Source organism: Nitrospira sp. KM1, from assembly GCF_011405515.1.
Classification (GTDB): Bacteria; Nitrospirota; Nitrospiria; order Nitrospirales; family Nitrospiraceae; genus Nitrospira_C.
In genome coordinates this window covers 4,239,831-4,257,118 of record NZ_AP022671.1, presented here as the reverse complement: position 1 = coordinate 4,257,118, position 17,288 = coordinate 4,239,831, and the positions used below count along the sequence as shown (strand labels likewise).

Here is a 17,288-nt window from a genome sequence, read left to right as displayed (position 1 = left end):
TGGATTTCAATCGCAACTTGAGTTATATCTCTGCTCATCAATTGTGGTTAAACATTACGAGTAATTTTGTCACGACGTGATCTCACACTATTGTGCATCTGCGCGGCTGTTATTCAGGCCGTGCTCCCGGCCCAGGGAGAATGGTACGTCATAGGTCAAACCGGGGTCGTTTTACCGGGGAGTCTGTCAAATGTCACCCTGAGTAGCCCTACCCTCGCAGGTGGCGTAAGCGAGGCTCGAATTGCAGATATTGACCTTGAAAAGGGATCACCGTTCTATGGGGCAAAAGCAGGATACTTCTTCCCCAAACGCGAGTGGTTCGGCATCGAGACGGAAGCCTTCACGACCCAACTCAATGTAACCCAGCAGACAGTAGTCGGCGGCGTGCCAGGCAAAGTGTTCGCCGAGACACTGCCAGGATCTCACATCCAGCTGACGACATGGGCGATGAACGCGATCGTGCGAAGCCCATCCTTGGTGGCTGAGTTGGAACCATACGGCGGCATCGGCCCGGCGTTATTCTTTGCGACCAGCGGGGCAACGAACATTAGTTTGGGCATCAATCTCATAGCCGGCGCACGATATTTCGTGACGCCGCAGACGGCACTCTTCGGTGAATTCAAGTACAATCGCGGCACAATACGGGCACAAGGCATCGAAGGAGAATACTCTTCTCAGATTTTTGTCTTCGGAATCTCACTGCACTTCGACCGGCCAGTCGGCTCCTCACATCATTGAACTTCATTTCCCACCGTGCCGATTGTCTTCATCTCCCATGCTGCAAGTTTCAGCATCGCTGCTTTCCCATTGCACGCCTGTTGCGTGTATCGTCACGGATCCGGGTTACCGGCGCTCCTCTACCAGGATGTCGAGGCGACCCTCGACCTTCATAATTTCAACCCTGACGGTGTCCTCCGATGCTCGTATGAAGCGCAAGTCCGCCTCCGCTCCGCCGATTCTCAACTTGTGGACCTCGAGTTCATTCAAGAAAGGCGGCAATAGAGGCTGCACGATTCTAAGTCGATGATCCAGGCCTTGAGGAACCAGACCGAGCATGGTTTCGAGAAGGTACGGTATCGCTCCGGCAGCCCAGGCCTGCGGTGGATTGGCTGCTGGATAGGAAACGGGACCTTCATAGTTCTCACGGCTAATCCCCGCAAACAGTTCGGGAAGCCGGTTGCTGTTGAAATGCATCGCCGCATCAAACAGGCCGGAGAGAATTCTGCTGGCGGCTTGATCGAATCCATATCGTCGGCAACCCGCTGCAATGAGCGAATTATCGTGGGGCCACACCGTTCCGACATGGTAACCCAGTGGATCATACGACCGCTCGCGATCCGAAAGTGTTCGCACGCCCCAGCCGCTGAACATGTCGCGGGCCATAAGCCGCTCGACTGTCTGCCCTGCTTTATCCGCGCTGACAATCCCACCCCAGAGCGCTTGGCCGGGATTCGAGCTGATCACCGAGGAGGACGTCCCGTCAACTTGCAGTGCCAATGCGTAGAACCCTTTGTCCGCAAGCCAGAAATCCCGGTTGAAGCGCGCACGGAGCTCATCCGCCTTGCGCCTCAATTGGCCGGCTCGAACCGTCTCACCGACGCGGTCATAGAGCCCGGCGATCTGTCGTTTGGCCTGATACACATAGCCCTGAACCTCGCTGAGCGCGATCGGAGGAGCGACAAGACTTCCGTCGGCATTGACGATCGCATTACCCGAGTCCTTCCATCCCTGATTCCCTAACGGCAATGGAGACCGACTTTCATAGGCCAAATATCCATGGCCGTGCCGATCTTGACTCATCTCGATCCACTCAACGGCCCGCTCGACAGCCCCGCGCAACTCCTCGAATAAGGAGAGACTCCCGGTCCAGGCCGCATGCCTGCCGAGCAGGATCAGGAACAGCGGCGTGGCGTCGACCGTGCCGTAGTACGGACTGTAAGGGACAAGTCCGAGCCGGGCAAGTTCTCCCGTCCGCAACTCATGCAATATCCTGCCGGGCTCTTCGTCTCGCCAGGCGTCATAGCGCCGCCCTTGATACTTGGCCAGCAAGCGAAGGGTTTGCTCAGCCACACTTGGATCGAACGCAAGAGTCTGCAGCGCCGCAATCACACTGTCCCGCCCGAACAAGGTGACGAACCAGGGCGTGCCGGCTGCATAGAAGGTCAGATCGTCGATCCTCGTCTGCAAAAGGCGAAGGTCGTGCAACGCACGTGTGAGGACTTTGTCCAAAGCGAAACTATCGCTCTCTACGCGCGTGATGGAGGCCATCCAGGTTTCCGAGGTCCGGGTGAGGCCCGAAGCCATCCGGCTGAAGTCATCGGGCTTGCTGACCGTTGTCGCTGCCTTTTGTCGATGAGGAGAGAAGTTTACGAACTGCGACACGCGCAGTTCTCTCGTGGCCCGGGGGGCGAGTTCCATATCGAAGGAGGCGTTTGTGCCGTCGGTCGAATTGGGTACAGGATCGAAAATAATCGTGAGACCCCTAAAGAGGCTATCTTTCCCCTCATAAAGTACATGCAGGAGTCCGCCATCCCACATTGGTGCGAGCAGGTTCCCCAGATGTTGGGGGAACCCTCTGACCGCCAATACGTCTTCAAAGGAGGGGAGGAAGCTCAGTGAGACGGAAAATTCGACAGGCCGTTTGCCGAGGTTTTGAAATCGCAGCAGCTCGTGAATGGACGGCGGATCGTCATCAATGAGACGGTGCAATTGGATGGCCAGTGTCTCGCTCGGGATCAATCTGCCATCGGGTCCCTGAGTCTCCGGATTTGTGAAAGTCAACCTTGCCATCGTTCCACTCGGAGCGCTCGCCGCAATGAGAAGGGGCGAATGGCCCGACAGCCGCATTTCGAACCCGTTGAGGACCCGGCAGTCCTGGTAGTAGAGACCGAATCCATGTTTCTCCTTGATCGGCATAGTGCCGTTCGCATCAGTGATCAAGAAAAGGTCGCCATTCTTTAGAACAATGGCATTCTCAAATGTCGCGGCGATGACGGATGTGGCATCTTGAGGCCGATTCAACACTTGCCGTCCGTATGACCGGGACGCCGGCCCACCAGGACTCAATACCGGCGACCACTGAGGGAGAGAGGCGAGAAATGGAACGAGGGTAAGAAACTGTCTGCGGGAGAGCACGCAGCCTTCCTGCAGGGAGGGATAGATGCTCCTGCGTCGGCCTTGACTTACACCATCGCGTTTCGTTTGATCTCGCCCTGAGGGGAATGATCGGGCCTGAGCAGAAATGGGGCCAGTGATTCGACATGTGATTTGTCGCCAGTCCATGAGAAGATCATCCGATCAGCCATGTCCGTATTTATCCTATTCATTAACGCTCTACCAACAACTACGAAAGCCCGTCAAGCTGGGAGCTACCCTTATGCAAAACGCTTCTATGTTCCGGACATCCCTTGGGGTATAGCTCATTTCTAGGTGCGGGGGGAGGAGGCCAGTGATGCGGTCAAGCTGCACCAAGACGGACCATCTCCAAGGGGAGTCTTCTCAGATGGATCGGGACTCGGGAGGTGTGGGAATTGTGCAGACTCATGGTGATTGCCACAATCAGTGATGCAGGAGATGTAGTCATGAACGACGTGGATCTTCCTTGCACCCCAGCGAGACATCCGGCTCATTGTTCAGCACGTAGACCAGGGCATGGGGCTGACCTCTGAAAACTCGCTTACCGGTGCCCGCATCAAGATTATCACGGCAACAATCGCCATCAACATTATCGCCGTCACATTGCTGGCCTTCGCGCCGTGGTCAAATTGGAAAACTGAAGTGCGCTCAACCTCATAGATAATTTTTCCTGCTCGGATTCGTAGCATGGCGTCATGACACGCTGCTCGCTCGGTTCATCGTCTTCGGTCTTGGGGTAGGATTCGCGGAGTTGGCGACAGACGCCTGGCTGGTCGATTACACCAAGACGTTGGATTATTCCATCGGAGGAGGCCCGATGATTTGGCGCTCGCCACTATGGATGCCATTCGCCTGGGAGGTAGTCGCCGTACGGTTCGGCTATGTCGGTTTGTGCCTCTGGAATCGCTTCAGCAGGTGGGGGCTGGTCTCCATCGGTGTCTTGGGTGCGATCAATATCCCCTACTATGAAGAAATGGCACGGCACATCAACTGGTGGGTATATCGCAACTGCCGGATGCTGTCCCACACACCCTACTACATCATCCTCGGTGAATTCGGCATTGCGATTTTGCTCACCGTATTAGCCAAGCGCGTTTCGCATGGCAATTGGACGACCTCCATCATAGCCGGTCTTGCCGGCGGCCTCGCCATCTTCCTCTGCTATGCTCTCGCCTACGGCCTCACCGACGGTCTTCGCTCACTAATCCATGAACGACCGCTCATGGCCGTCATGACAAGATATTAACGCAGCCCTGATCCGGTTACTTCTGTGGAAAGAGACAGTTGAAGTTACACGATACGGTATTCACTCTGAACCATGCCTCCCGGAAAGGTGCGTGTCATGACATGGTGAAACCGGATATCTCGCGGCACTGAGCCAAAGAGCGGAACACCTTCGCCAATGAGCACAGGTAAACGACTGATGATCACACGCTGTATGAGTCCGGCTCGTAGGAAGTGCTGAATCGTGATGCCACCGTCAACGTAAAGGCGGGGCGCATCTGATGCAACAAGCTTGGAGACAATATCTCCCGGAGTTCCTGCCATCGTTTCAACGACCCCGCCGAGTGACCGAGCGGTTGAGAGATCGAGTGACTGATGGCTTAGAACGACGACTCGTTTGTTGCCGTAGTACCATTTGTCGAACGCCAAGACCTTCTCAAACGTCTTCCGACCCATGACGATCGCATCGATGCCGGCAATGAACTCGTTGTAGCCATGCTCTTCGCTGTCACCGCCACCCTCTCCCATCAGCCAGTCGAGATCACCGTTCGGCCGCGCGATGAATCCGTCGAGGCTCACTCCCACAAAGACCGAGCACCATGGCTCAGGATGATTATGCTCTGTCATGACATCAATCCGCCGATTGTGAAGCTGCCATTCTGTTTCTGCGCTTTTGCCAGAGCAATATTATCGCTGCAATCACAACTCCAGGACCAAAACGAACAATCCAATGGCCAGGCTGTAGAAGGGCGCCCCTAGCAAGCCTGAGTTACGGGAATCGTGATAATCAACCCCGCTGGCGGCAATAAATGAAGCGATCATCACACCAAAGAACGACCCCACAACAACCCGCAAAAGCCACCACCACCCGCCATTTCCCGGCAGGTATGCAGTAAGAAACGTAACCGGAATTCCAGCGAGAGGGATCGCAATCCAGAGCGATTCAAGGAATTCGTTGGCGGCCGGCGTGGATGGGTTGTTCCAAAGTGCAGCAAGGTACACGCACAGGCTGCTCAAGACCCATAGCCCCTCCGGTCCGAGGAGTCGCGAGAACCCTCGCGACATTGCCCACCCCAGCGGGCCATCTTCAGCTTAGTTGAGCCGCGAGTCAATGACATGGACAGAGTACCGTTTCGCCCTGTGTGAGAGCGCATAGGGCTTCGCGGGGCCTATAGCCTCGCCGCCAGGTCGGCCTCGATCGCCTCAGGCTTGTCGCTTGGTGCATAGCGTTTCAGTACCGTGCCGTCGGAACCGACCAAGAACTTGGTGAAGTTCCATTTGATCGTCTCGGTACCGAGAATTCCTGGTTTCTCCGACTTGAGGTATTTGTAGAGCGGATGTGCATTCTCGCCGTTGACTTCGATCTTTGCGAACATCGGGAATGTGACGCCGTAGTTCCTGGTGCAGAACCGCCCGATCTCCGCTTCGCCGCTCGGCTCCTGATGCCCGAACTGGTTACAGGGAAACCCGAGCACTATGAATCCCTTGTCCTTGAATTTGTCGTAGAGCGCCTGCAGCCCGACGTACTGCGGCGTAAAACCGCATTGGCTCGCAACATTGACGATGAGCAGCGTCTTGCCGCGATAGACGCCAATCTTCTGCGGCATGCCGTTGATTGTGACAATGTCGATGTCGTAGAAGTTCATCGATCCGGAGTTGGTTCCGTGTTTAAGCTATCCACTTTTGCTGGTTTGCCCCTCTGTGGTCTATACCCGTGGATCATCGCTATTAGAAATAGTCGTTCCGGCATAATCTCCCATGCTGAGCACGGACACCTCGCCATTGGGAATCGGGGAATGCCATGTATTTTGAGGTATGACCGCTACATCACCGGATTTGAGTACAATCGTTTTGGGATTGACCTCATCCAAAATGACCAGACTCAGCTCCCCGGAGATCCCCACCAATACTTCTTCTCCATTGGGGTGAATCTCCCACTTCGGGTGTTGTGAAAACCTCGACACACAAACATCTACTTCGCCGATTCTTGCCAGCACTCTGCCCCGTTTATTGAGCTCCGATACACCGGCAATGTTTTTGAGATTGGCCACATCCATGCGATGTTTCCTTCAGCATTGGCCTAATAGGAAAGGGGATCGAGCAGCGCAACTGCTCGGTTCCCTCAAAAACTTCTGTCTCATTCAAATCCGCATGCGCCAAAAGCGGGACACTCCGCTGCAGCCTGACATCTTTCATACCATCAACCACAGTTCTAAAGCCGTTATCCTTACTAAACAAGACAGATCCAACTCTTTAATCCATTAGTCCGGAATCTCCGCCTCGATCAGTTTTCCGAGAAGGATGAGCGACTCTTGCCAGCCGAGATAGCAGGCTTCAGCGGGAATAACGTCCGGTACGCCTTCCTGCACAATGTGTACTTCTGTTCCGCACGATACCTTCTTCAATGAGACCGCCACACGAATTTCTCCAGGCAGGTTCGGGTCGTCGAAGGTGTCCGTGTAGCGGAGGCGTTCATGCGGCACGAGCTCGAGGTATTGGCCGCCAAACGAGTGGCTCTTGCCCGTCGTGAAGTTGGTAAATGACATCTTGAAGGTGCCGCCGACTTTGGCATCCATATGATGCACCTTGCCCGTAAAGCCGTTCGGCGGCAGCCATTTCACCATGGCGTCCGCATCGAGGAACGCCTTGTAGATCCGTTCCGGGGTTGCACGAAACACGCGATGAAGCCGAATGGTATTGGTTCCCACGACTATTTCCCCTTTCTCTGGTTAAAGGACAAACCGATTACGACACCCTCTTATCCAGTAGTCGAACGAGATTGGAAAAATCGACATCAATTTAAAAGCCTGACGATTTGCGCACATCCAACGAGGCAACGTATTGAAATCCCTTGATGTCCCTACGCTGGTCTCGGTTGAACCGAAGGGCACGGGCAGTGACAAACACCGTATTGTTAATATAAAGAATAAGCCACATTTTGAGGAACACCAAAAGGAGAGCTACTGACACCGACTTGTCCGCATCCCCCAGCCGACCAGTCCGAGATGGGATAGTCTTCAGACATGCGAATCGCAACTTGGAATGTCAACTCGCTGAAGGCTCGACTTGAAAAAGTCCTATGGTGGCTGGATCGGGCAAAGCCGGACGTGCTGCTGATGCAGGAAACGAAGCTGGCAGACGCGGATGCACCTGTCAGAACCTTCGAGCAGGCAGGATACGAGCTGGTCCATCATGGCGAAGGTCGATGGAACGGCGTGGCGATCGCGAGCCGGTGTGGCATTGGCGGTGTCATCACAAATTTTGGCGAGCCGTTACGGCTGGCGCGAACCTCTGAAACCGGTGATGATGAACCGTTGGCTGAGGCGAGAATGCTGGCGGCCGAATGCAGCGGCGTGCGCACCATCTGTGTATACGCGCCGAACGGCCGGGAGATAGATTCGCCGTTTTATATGGCGAAGCTCGCGTGGTTCGACAGGCTGGCCCGCTGGATCAATCAGGCCGTCACTCCTGATACACCGGCAGTCATCGGCGGCGATTTCAATGTGGCGCCAGAGGATATCGATGTGTGGGACCCACGCACCTGCGCTGGCGGTACACATGTCTCAGATCGCGAGCGACAGGCTTTTGCACGGCTTTCGAGGGCGGGATTCGTCGATGCGTACCGATTGCATCACCCGGAACCCGGGCGGTACACGTGGTGGGACTACCGCGCGGGCAATTTCCATAAAAACTTCGGCATGCGCATTGACCACTTATTGGTAACCACCTCCCTAAAACACCGCGTTGTCTGGGCCGAGATCGATCGCGAGGCTCGCAAGGGAAAACCGTTACCCTCGGATCACACACCGCTGGTCATCGATATTGATAGCCCTGGCCAACCGTTCGATGCCGGCTGGTCTTCGGCCGATTCGCGAATTGCGGCGCGCCTGCGGAAGATGCCCTGAGCCACAGTGAGACTTTGCTCTCTGCAGCCTCGGCTCCGAGAGTAAGGGAGATAGATGCTGATGTCACCTACGGCGACTGTGGATACGACGGTGTAAGGAGTGCACCTGTTCAGCAAGATCAGGAACTGGACCGTCTACCACGAGATGAAAGCACTGAAATAAATAGGCATCGTGGCCACGGGCGACGCATAGAGTATCTCTGTCCTCCTAAGGCCCTGGGTGAGAATTTCGCGAATGTGCATAAGATATCAGCCACCTACGGCGGTTGGAAAGCCGATATGTCGGAGCCAGATTTCTATCGTTTTCGAAAATACAGAGGCTGCTGCGGCCGAAAAGACTGATGCAAAAACGAGGAACAGTGAATTCATGACAACCTTAAGCTTCGGATAGATTTGAACCGGGGTGATGGGAGGTGCGAGTTGCTCGACCTCCATGTCGGGACAAAAGGGTCTGGGACTAAAGAAGAGAATAAAAAACATGAGCGCATAGCCGATTTTCCCAATGAAGAGCCACCAATATATGAATTTCAAGTTCTCAAACTCACTTGCCAATGCTGGCATCGTGCTTGAGAAGGGGGCGACCACGAAGGTATAAAAATATGCAGGCATCTGGAGCGTGACATATGCAATCGTTAGAAGTAAAAACGGGAACGCTGTCGCTCCCCATCGAACATAGAAGGCCCAGCCGACTGATATAACCCATGACGTGGTAAGGACAGCCGAGGGAGCTATTGCAATAAGGCGCTGAGTAGGATTTTGATAGAACTCACCCGTCAGGATGTCCCAAACGATAAGTAGTAGTCCGCCAAAAGCAATAGTGTGAGTCTGACGCCAGTGAAAAACGGTACCCTTGGTATACGCAGTAGCGAAGCAAAGCATTGAGATGCTTCCGCTGTCGATCACAGCCAATGCAATTCCATGCCATCTAATCTCAGCGGTGCAAAACATCAGGTAAAGAACAGCTAACGATAACCACCATCCACCCCACAGCATCAGTGCTCTCATTCGAAATCTTTGGTGTGGTCCTGCGTCATAATGGGTCGACCGGTAAGCCAGCACTGCCAGCACCGCGACCAGAACGGTAATTGCTGTCCAGAGATTTAGAAGATAAACCGTGCGAGCACTTCCGGACAGCTGCTGAAAAATACTGTTCGCACCAACGAAGCTCATGTTATGCCCTCCTCATAACAGGCCACAATCTGAGCATGTGATTAGCCGAATTCATGATTTAAATAAATCCGTATCTGTAAACTCGCTTTGGACAATAGACCAAAAATCTTCAGCGAGTCCTTTTTCAACATAGGTGTAAGGCATCCAACCATGCCCTTGAACACCCCACCCCACTCCCCATGAATTCCGGATCAATAGCGCCCCTTTTTCCGTCCCAATCTTCTTATTATCGTCATACCCAATCGCGACAACTGCGTGCCCACCTCTTACAGTCTCACCTTCAGTTGGCATGGGGATCTCACCTTTCCCGTCATTGACCGGAGGGAAAGAGCTATAAACCGTAAATCCGAACATAGATGGCAACTCTGCGCTAAGATGTTGTTTGACACTCGCCAATGCCTCCACCGGAGTGGTACCAGGAGGATCATGGCGATAATACTTGACCGTTTGATAGGCCTGAGCAAAGGCATAGGTGAATGCGGGTGGCTCAACATCAAAATCGCTGATGTTATATGGCCAATAGTCCTCAGGCGGGATTCCGAACAAGATCATGGCTTTCATGGTGTCACGCAGATAGGCTCCTGTATCTCCATTCCATTTCAGTAGATTTCTGGTAGCCTTGTATAGGAAAATCCTCGATCCATCGAGATACTTATTGAACGCCCGTCGTTGGTAGTATTCCATAAGACCAACCCCGGCATTAGCAGTACAAGACCCAAGATCGCCCTGATCTTCGATGGGAGAACACCAAGGACGAAGATCCACGACTTTCGGACTCGTTTTCTTTTTTAGTCCCTTGGATTTCTCAAGAATCGGCTCTACCTCATGGGAATTGGCCGTATAGTCTCGAAAGTCTGGACGATCCGGCGTCCACCCCATCCCCTTGAACCCCATGTGATTCATAGCGATCTCCTTTCGATTAAGATCTCCTTCATCCAATCGACATCCTTCAAGTAAGGCACCATAAGGCGTTATATCCCACGATAGCGTTTCTGAAGATGTCTCCATCACTGTCAACGACACGCTAGTAGGCTCAAATCGGTCGCTTCTTGGCCTCCTCCACGCTCGAGGATAACCGCTCAATTCGGTAGTCCATAGCCAAGTTTTGCCGGCCTGATAGCCGCAATCATGGATAATGCGCCAAATTCTTCACAATACTTCGTACACGCAGTGCGCGTTAACAAGTGCACGATACGGTGTTCCCGTTGGTCCCACGAGTAAAAGAATGGTTAATTCCAACGATGCGACGTTGGGGACCTCCACGTCTGTGTGAAGCGGCGCCGACAAATATCGGAAGGTGCCGTCTTGAAAGTTGATTTTCAGGTACACCTCCGAATCGCCATATGAGCTCAGTTCACTGTGTGTCATAGTGACCGAGCCGCTGCGATCCGATTCGATGATACGGATTGCTTTCGCATTCAACTGGACGACGTCACTGCGTGTCACCCACTGAGATGGCGGTGCATTGCCACCCTGATCAATGAACACGTTCAACCACTGTCTAGCCATAGCAACTCCTTCCTTGCTCGTCGCTGAACGACGTGTCTGACAGTCCAAAGCGCGTGAAACATTCTTGTTCAGGTCCACGCTGAGGCCGCGCTAACGACGAAAGCAAGCCAAGTGCCAGCCACAGATCCGAGTCAAATCATAGGAAGTTTTTCACTAACTACTTGAGTGGGAAGAAGGCGTAGAGAATGTCTATCACACGAGCATTTCAACGATACTCTCAAAAAGATTCAGGCAGAGATACCCAAATTCGATTCCACGAAGAAAACAAAAGGAACCTTGGGCTTGCATGACGAAGCACCCTGTTGAAGGATGTTTTCTACCTTCTCGAAGACACTGTGACGTTGACCAACTTCCTTTATATCTTTCATGTATCGAAATTGATGCGTCCTGACTCTAAACTGATCCGGTCCATTTGGACCCGTGCGTACTGGTCAGCATAATATTTTTGGTTGGATAGGAGAACCCATTTTTTGGCGCAGACTTTGCTGATGATGCGAACGAAGGTTGATCCAATGCCGGCTAAAGGAATCAGAAATCGCGAGTTCTAATTCATAGGGAGACCTTGTCATGAGCACACCATTTGTTAACAAGCAATTCACCTTCACAAATCCTGATGGAAGTACTATCCAGGTTAAGGGTTCTGGCAACCAGGATTATGCTGTTTTTGAAACGCTTGACGGGTACACGATTATTAAAGATCGCGGGACGGGTTTTTACAACTACGCGGAGCTTTCCCGGGATGAAAATGAGCTTGTACCGACGGCTGCCAAAGTAGGTGAAACAAATCCCCAAAGTTTAAGGCTGCAGCCCCACATCCGAATCCGTCAACGGAGCGCGAGAGAACGAGCACTGAGATCACCTTTGCAGGCAGGACAGAAGCGTCGGTGGGAAATCCGGCGTGAGCAAAAAAAGAGTCGCGTACGGGCAATGATGCCAACGACGGCTGCCGAGGCATTGCCGGCAGGAACAGTAACCGTAGGCAACTATGTCGGGCTGTGTATTTTGATCCGCTTTGCCGACGTTGCGGATACGATCTCCCAGCAAGAGGTGAATAATTTTTGTAACATGCCGTCGTACACTGGATTTGGGAATAATGGCTCCGTACGGGATTATTTCTACGACAATTCGCAGGGCAAATTAACTTATACAAATGCCGTCACGCAATATTACACGGCCTCACATAACCGTTCTTACTATACTGACCCCGCAATTGCCTATGGAACTCGAGCCAAGGAATTGATCATCGAAGCGCTGAATTGGCTCAAAGCCCAGAATTTTAATTTTGGCCAACTCAGCAGCGACAGCGGCGGCTATATTTACGCCTTGAACGTATTTTACGTCGGACCGACTGTTAATAATTGGTCCGAGGGACTGTGGCCGCACTCGTGGAGTCTGAATTCAGCATTCGACGCGGGAGGAGGGAAAAAGCTGTTTGACTATCAGATCACAAACATGGGGAGTGAACTGACTTTGCGAACCTTCTGCCATGAAAATGGCCATATGATTTGCGACTATCCTGATTTGTACGATTATCAGAATAATTCAGCCGGATTGGGTAACTACTGCCTCATGTGTTATGGAGGAAATGATAAGAACCCAGTGCAAATAAATGCCTACCTGAAAAATGAGTCGGGTTGGGCAACAAAGGCCATCGTGATCACCCCGGGAACTACGGCAAATCTCTCTGCGGCCCACAACGACTTTTATATCTATACCAAATCCTCAACGGAGTATTTCGTGATCGAAAACAGGCAGAAAACAGGGCGTGACATATATTTGCCTGATGCCGGGCTAGCGATCTGGCATGTCGATGAAAATGGAAGCAACAGCAATGAGCAGATGACTCCCACTCAACACTACGAATGCTCTCTCGAACAGGCCGATAACCGCTTCGACCTGGAGAAGAATATCAATGTAGGCGACAGCGCGGATCTCTTCGCATCCCCATCTGCCACTCAGTTTTCCGATAGTACCAACCCTAATAGCAAGTGGTGGGACGGCGGCAACTCCGGCTTAAATATCTTAAATGTATCTGCCTCTGCAGGAACGATGACGTTCGTCGTGCCTGCAACAATTACCTGGCATCACAACGACCTCACAGTGGCCGCCAGCGCACCGCCGGCCACCGGCGATCCGGCCGGCTACATGTTCGATGCGCAAGGCACCCAGCACGTGGTCTACCGCGGCACCGATAACCATATCCATGAACTGTGGTGGGATAACGATGGCTGGCATCACAACGACCTCACGGCGGCCGCCAGCGCACCGCCGGCCACCGGCGATCCGGCCGGCTACATGTTCGATGCGCAAGGCACCCAGCACGTGGTCTACCGCGGCACCGATAACCATATCCATGAACTGTGGTGGGATAACGATGGCTGGCATCACAACGACCTCACAGTGGCCGCCAGCGCACCGCCGGCCACCGGCGATCCGGCCGGCTACATGTTCGATGCGCAAGGCACCCAGCACGTGGTCTACCGCGGCACCGATAACCATATCCATGAACTGTGGTGGGATAACGATGGCTGGCATCACAACGACCTCACAGTGGCCGCCAGCGCGCCGCCGGCCACCGGCGATCCGGCCGGCTACATGTTCGATGCGCAAGGCACCCAACACGTGGTCTACCGCGGTACCGATACCCATATCCATGAACTGTGGTGGAGTGGATAGCGGAAGAACCCAAATGTAACTCTCTTAACTTGACGTTTGCTGTATGAGGAACAGGCATCAAACCGTTTTGGGCTCATTAGTGCTAGTAGCTCAAAGGAGAAACTCATAATGACGTCTTGGTTTGTATCTAGCGCACACGGCGTGCAGTTTGTGCCTGAATCGCCGTGGCTGGGAAAATTCGAGAATCTCGATGGGATCGCCTGGACAGATGTCCTAGGGTATCGACGAGGATGGGACGTGCGATACCGCGGGAAGGCGGGCACAGACAACTGGTTTCATTCTGCAATTCCCACTCTGGAGCTTCATCGGCATGGCTCTGGACGTCTGGGAGAAATTCAAGTGGCTTTCGAAGCATCTGGAACGGCGACGGTCGAAGGATTCATGTGCAGAGCGGAAGTGATCGAATATTCGTTAAGGATGGACTCGCACTCACGGGTAAGCAGTCTTTCGGTGATCCCTTTTTGAACTGCCATTAAGTGGCAGTCTCAACGTGTGCGCAATGTAATGTTCGGTGGCACGACTTCAGAGATCGTGTTCCCAAGAGTCTATGCACGATTCGTCACGCCCAATTAATGATTGTTCACAGCTACTTACAGGTCCGCTGATAAGACATCCGCTGCAAAGACCCTCTTGGAGTTCATGCATGAAGGAATGGCCAGGGCAATCATTGAACGGTTTGGATACGCACAGAAATAGCAATGGACATTGAAAGGCCACCTGCCGGGGATTTTTATGTGTCTTTCCATTTCGGTAGCTGCAACAGAACTTGCTGGCCACTGATTCAACTGTGGGCTTTGCTGAGATCTCGTTGCAGCGCCTGCTCTAGTTCAAGGCGAGCTTGGATGGTCATGTCAGCCCAGTGCTTGCATTCCTGCGCAGTGATTGTCTCGACGCTCTGACGAAAGAGCTTTAGCTTTTCGAGGCGGTCTTTGAAGGGGATCTGGCTGCGACATGAGCATGTGCCAATCATGTTGAAACTCAGCAAATTCCCTTCGCAGGACGACCCAGATTATCGTGCTGCGGGTCCACCTCCAAGAGAACCCGCCAAAACGATCCATGGAAAACAGACCAGCCGCTACAGTTACGAGCACGTATCCCCAAGGACCAATGTGAACTGTGTTGGGCGGGAGAGCGCCGTGAATCAATGGCATTACAACGCCAACCGTCCCAAGCACGATGGCCGCCACACGGACCCACCTGGCATATTTACCATTCCTGTCCGCAGCGTTGACATACCATCATCACACCTTAACTATAGCGAGCCGGCATCGTGCGTGTAGAGATTCAGGAGGGACTGGTCGGAGTTCTCAATTACGCGGATAGATGCTTCGCCTCTGCCGCGATTGGCTTTCGTTTCCGGCACCATGCTTACGTATTCATAATCGATGAAACAACTCAGTACAAGGGCATCCCAATATCTTCCATAACCTGTTCTATCTCATGGCCTGGATCGTCGAATTCGCCGTGGCGATGCGATTGTATGGCAGGTACATTTGTCGCGAACGTGACGGGAGCCGCTAGAAAGTCTTTCCTAATACCCAGCACAGGGATGCGGTTGTTCCCACTTTCCAAATAATCTGCCACATAGGTCAGTAATGAACTGGGATAGATCGTAATACTGTCTGATTCCTCCGCTTGGGATTCCAGCGTATGGACAAAAAATCGTGATTTGGGAACGGCTGTCCCGCCCGAGTTAAAAGCTTGCGAGGCTCGATCTACTGAGATGGCAGGAGCAAGTAAATGGATCGACGCTAAAACGACCTGATTTGGAATTGGTTGTGTTTTCAGCATTGGCTTCAGCAGGTTTTGGTAGAGGAACCCGTGAAAAATCGAGCCGGCACTGTGGCCAACCAAGTGAAGCTTGTATTTGTCGTTTGGTGTCGTGCGCATGGCGATGAATAGTTGCTCGAGGAACAGGGCTCCCCCGCCTTGTGCCTGAGATGCCCCCTGACATCGCCCTTTCATCTCATTCCAAAATACATTACGAACCATTGGAGCCAGGTTCTTGCCTATCAACTTTTGACCTTCTTCAACGGCGTCGCCAAGTTTATCCTTGAACTTATTCCAAGCATTTCTTAGAGCGAACCCTGCAGGACCTTTTTGGTCATCCTCGCTTTTGAAATAACCCAACAACGATTCATCCCAACTACTCTCCCACACAAAAAAATAGGCACATACGCGGTTATTGCGGGCCTCGCCCCATAACCGGTCGGCGACAGTGACAGCATAGGTTTCAGAATTCAACCCGCCGTGTGCATACAACACAACATGATGGTATCCGTCGTCTAGTACAGGCGACGATAAAACCTTCTGCGCCATGCCGGGCAATTCGTTCACACTGGTCGTCAAAGAACCGCTTTTCGAAAGGGCTCCTTTATCATCGGTATTGATCATGTAGGATAGGACGTCAGGATTCTTGAGATCGAGACCACTGCCGGAACTTCTGACGCGAGCGCTTTTGGCCCCATACTCGGTGACACCGCTGAACCCGACGACAAAAATCTCAGCCCGCCCTTCACGATCCCGTGTCTCAGGGCCCGGCCTGGCCACCCACGCATCCTGTCGATGCTCCATCCAATCGTCATAATGAAGGAGAGCCAGTCCTTTCTGGCCCCAGCTAGAGCCCCAAGAATTCTGAATGATGAATCCATCAGGTGTGTATCCCACGATAGCGAAGGCGTGGAGACCGGTCACCCGTTGTTTGAATGAAATAGCGGGGAATGACTTTGCTTTTGCCTTCTCAAGGCTTTTTGCATCCCACCCGTCATGCACCCATGCGGACGCTAGGACCGCATCCCCTTCGACAATAGCGGCCTGAAGATGACCCACATCACTGTCGACGACGCGATAGTAGGCTCCAATCGGCCGGCTCTTGGCCTCCTCCACACGCTTTGGCGTAAATGCTCGATCGGTAGTCCATAGTCCAGTTTTGCTTCGCTTTCCCTTTGAGTTCCATACACTCTCAGAAGCCACCCCATGGTGATGCCATCCCTTCATCGCTCCACGGGGACTGGTTCCATCATAGTTCTCCCCTTTCCACTCGTCGTACCGCTTTGCGAGCTCGTATAACATACGCGCACTGACCTGATTGAACTTCCCCGTGGATTTTCTCTTAGGACCTCGTTGCCATATGCTGACGTTGATCACGGTGGCCAACGCAAATCCCACACACGCGCCTTCTTCGCCCTGATCAAGAACTGGAATACTTCGCAGCGGTTGCTTGTCTCTGGGCAACAATGTGAGACTTGGCTCAAAAATATAATCGCGCGCATCCGTGTCATCCGGCCGTACATCCAGCGTCCGAAACTCCTTGGCATTCCTCACCCTTGCAAAATTCACAACTGGCATATGTCCTCCTTGGCAGTCCACTGAATGCCCTAAACATCGCGGCACACCTATCAACTTCAATGCCAGCTGTCGCCGCAATTCGAGAACTCGTCCGCAGATATGACTTTGATGAGCAGACTGTAGAAGCCGGTCGAGGCGGGATCCAGTGATTGGGCGTGCTGTTTGGGAGAAACTTCTGACTACTAGGCTTTCGAAGAGTGCGGGCCTATAAACCAGTCCACCTGTTACCTCCGTTCCTAATCGATTCGCAAAAAGAATCTAATAGGATTCTGTGTCGAAAAAATGGATTCAGTATTTCGCATCTCACAAGTCACTACGTAAG

The 17,288-nt window shown here is 52.9% G+C and carries 15 protein-coding genes and 1 pseudogene; 5 read left to right on the top strand and 11 right to left on the bottom strand.

The genetic code is table 11. From position 1 onward, the window contains the following. The first annotated feature begins 66 nt into the window (after positions 1-66). Complete coding sequence (locus tag W02_RS20140; protein ID WP_173050999.1) at positions 67-738, top strand: outer membrane beta-barrel protein; 672 nt, start codon at positions 67-69, stop codon at positions 736-738. A 105-nt stretch (positions 739-843) separates the two neighbouring features. Here W02_RS20140 and W02_RS20135 read toward each other — a convergent pair whose 3' ends face one another. Further along, on the bottom strand, positions 844-3,135 hold the full coding sequence (locus tag W02_RS20135) for an amylo-alpha-1,6-glucosidase (protein ID WP_173050997.1): 2,292 nt from the start codon (positions 3,133-3,135) through the stop codon (positions 844-846). Between the two features lie 751 nt (positions 3,136-3,886). On the opposite strand from W02_RS20135, the gene W02_RS20130 reads away from it, so the two are divergent. Next, the gene (locus W02_RS20130) at positions 3,887-4,381 is read left to right on the top strand and encodes a hypothetical protein (RefSeq protein ID WP_173050996.1); all 495 of its coding nucleotides are present in this window, start codon (positions 3,887-3,889) and stop codon (positions 4,379-4,381) included. 44 nt (positions 4,382-4,425) lie between these two features. On the opposite strand, the gene W02_RS20125 is transcribed toward W02_RS20130, so the two are convergent. The 5 genes from W02_RS20125 to W02_RS20105 all read right to left on the bottom strand — a co-directional run bounded on the left by W02_RS20125 (position 4,426) and on the right by W02_RS20105 (position 7,067). Continuing rightward, on the bottom strand, positions 4,426-4,986 hold the full coding sequence (locus tag W02_RS20125) for a dihydrofolate reductase family protein (RefSeq protein WP_173050994.1): 561 nt from the start codon (positions 4,984-4,986) through the stop codon (positions 4,426-4,428). A gap of 72 nt (positions 4,987-5,058) precedes the next feature. Then, on the bottom strand, positions 5,059-5,376 hold the full coding sequence (locus tag W02_RS20120) for a hypothetical protein (protein WP_173050992.1): 318 nt from the start codon (positions 5,374-5,376) through the stop codon (positions 5,059-5,061). A 152-nt stretch (positions 5,377-5,528) separates the two neighbouring features. Continuing rightward, positions 5,529-6,005 (bottom strand): glutathione peroxidase, encoded by a 477-nt coding sequence (locus W02_RS20115; RefSeq protein ID WP_173050990.1) that lies wholly within the window; start codon positions 6,003-6,005, stop codon positions 5,529-5,531. Positions 6,006-6,065: 60 nt separating this feature from the next. Next, a complete protein-coding gene (locus tag W02_RS20110; RefSeq protein WP_173050987.1) occupies positions 6,066-6,416 on the bottom strand; it encodes a cupin domain-containing protein in 351 nt (116 codons plus the stop codon). A gap of 204 nt (positions 6,417-6,620) precedes the next feature. Further along, positions 6,621-7,067, bottom strand: a complete 447-nt coding sequence (locus W02_RS20105) for an SRPBCC family protein (RefSeq protein WP_173050986.1) — start codon at positions 7,065-7,067, stop codon at positions 6,621-6,623. Positions 7,068-7,382: 315 nt separating this feature from the next. Between W02_RS20105 and W02_RS20100 the strand changes: the two genes are divergently transcribed. Beyond that, positions 7,383-8,264, top strand: coding sequence for an exodeoxyribonuclease III (locus W02_RS20100; protein WP_173050984.1), 882 nt, complete (start codon positions 7,383-7,385; stop codon positions 8,262-8,264). Between the two features lie 248 nt (positions 8,265-8,512). On the opposite strand, the gene W02_RS20095 is transcribed toward W02_RS20100, so the two are convergent. From W02_RS20095 to W02_RS20085, 3 genes are all read right to left on the bottom strand, one after another. After that, the gene (locus W02_RS20095) at positions 8,513-9,433 is read right to left on the bottom strand and encodes a hypothetical protein (protein ID WP_173050982.1); all 921 of its coding nucleotides are present in this window, start codon (positions 9,431-9,433) and stop codon (positions 8,513-8,515) included. A 51-nt stretch (positions 9,434-9,484) separates the two neighbouring features. Next, complete coding sequence (locus tag W02_RS20090) at positions 9,485-10,336, bottom strand: C1 family peptidase (RefSeq protein ID WP_173050980.1); 852 nt, start codon at positions 10,334-10,336, stop codon at positions 9,485-9,487. Positions 10,337-10,582: 246 nt separating this feature from the next. Beyond that, positions 10,583-10,942, bottom strand: a complete 360-nt coding sequence (locus W02_RS20085; protein ID WP_173050978.1) for a hypothetical protein — start codon at positions 10,940-10,942, stop codon at positions 10,583-10,585. A gap of 567 nt (positions 10,943-11,509) precedes the next feature. Between W02_RS20085 and W02_RS20080 the strand changes: the two genes are divergently transcribed. Together W02_RS20080 and W02_RS20075 are read left to right on the top strand one after the other, a co-directional pair. Beyond that, positions 11,510-13,618 (top strand): M6 family metalloprotease domain-containing protein, encoded by a 2,109-nt coding sequence (locus W02_RS20080; protein ID WP_173050976.1) that lies wholly within the window; start codon positions 11,510-11,512, stop codon positions 13,616-13,618. A gap of 108 nt (positions 13,619-13,726) precedes the next feature. Further along, the gene (locus tag W02_RS20075; protein ID WP_173050974.1) at positions 13,727-14,083 is read left to right on the top strand and encodes a hypothetical protein; all 357 of its coding nucleotides are present in this window, start codon (positions 13,727-13,729) and stop codon (positions 14,081-14,083) included. A gap of 386 nt (positions 14,084-14,469) precedes the next feature. On the opposite strand, the pseudogene W02_RS22315 reads toward W02_RS20075, so the two are convergent. Together W02_RS22315 and W02_RS20065 are read right to left on the bottom strand one after the other, a co-directional pair. After that, a pseudogene (locus W02_RS22315) lies at positions 14,470-14,844 on the bottom strand (SLATT domain-containing protein); the annotation flags it as partial. A 169-nt stretch (positions 14,845-15,013) separates the two neighbouring features. Beyond that, the gene (locus W02_RS20065) at positions 15,014-16,966 is read right to left on the bottom strand and encodes a C1 family peptidase (RefSeq protein WP_173050970.1); all 1,953 of its coding nucleotides are present in this window, start codon (positions 16,964-16,966) and stop codon (positions 15,014-15,016) included. Between the last annotated feature and the right edge of the window lie 322 nt (positions 16,967-17,288).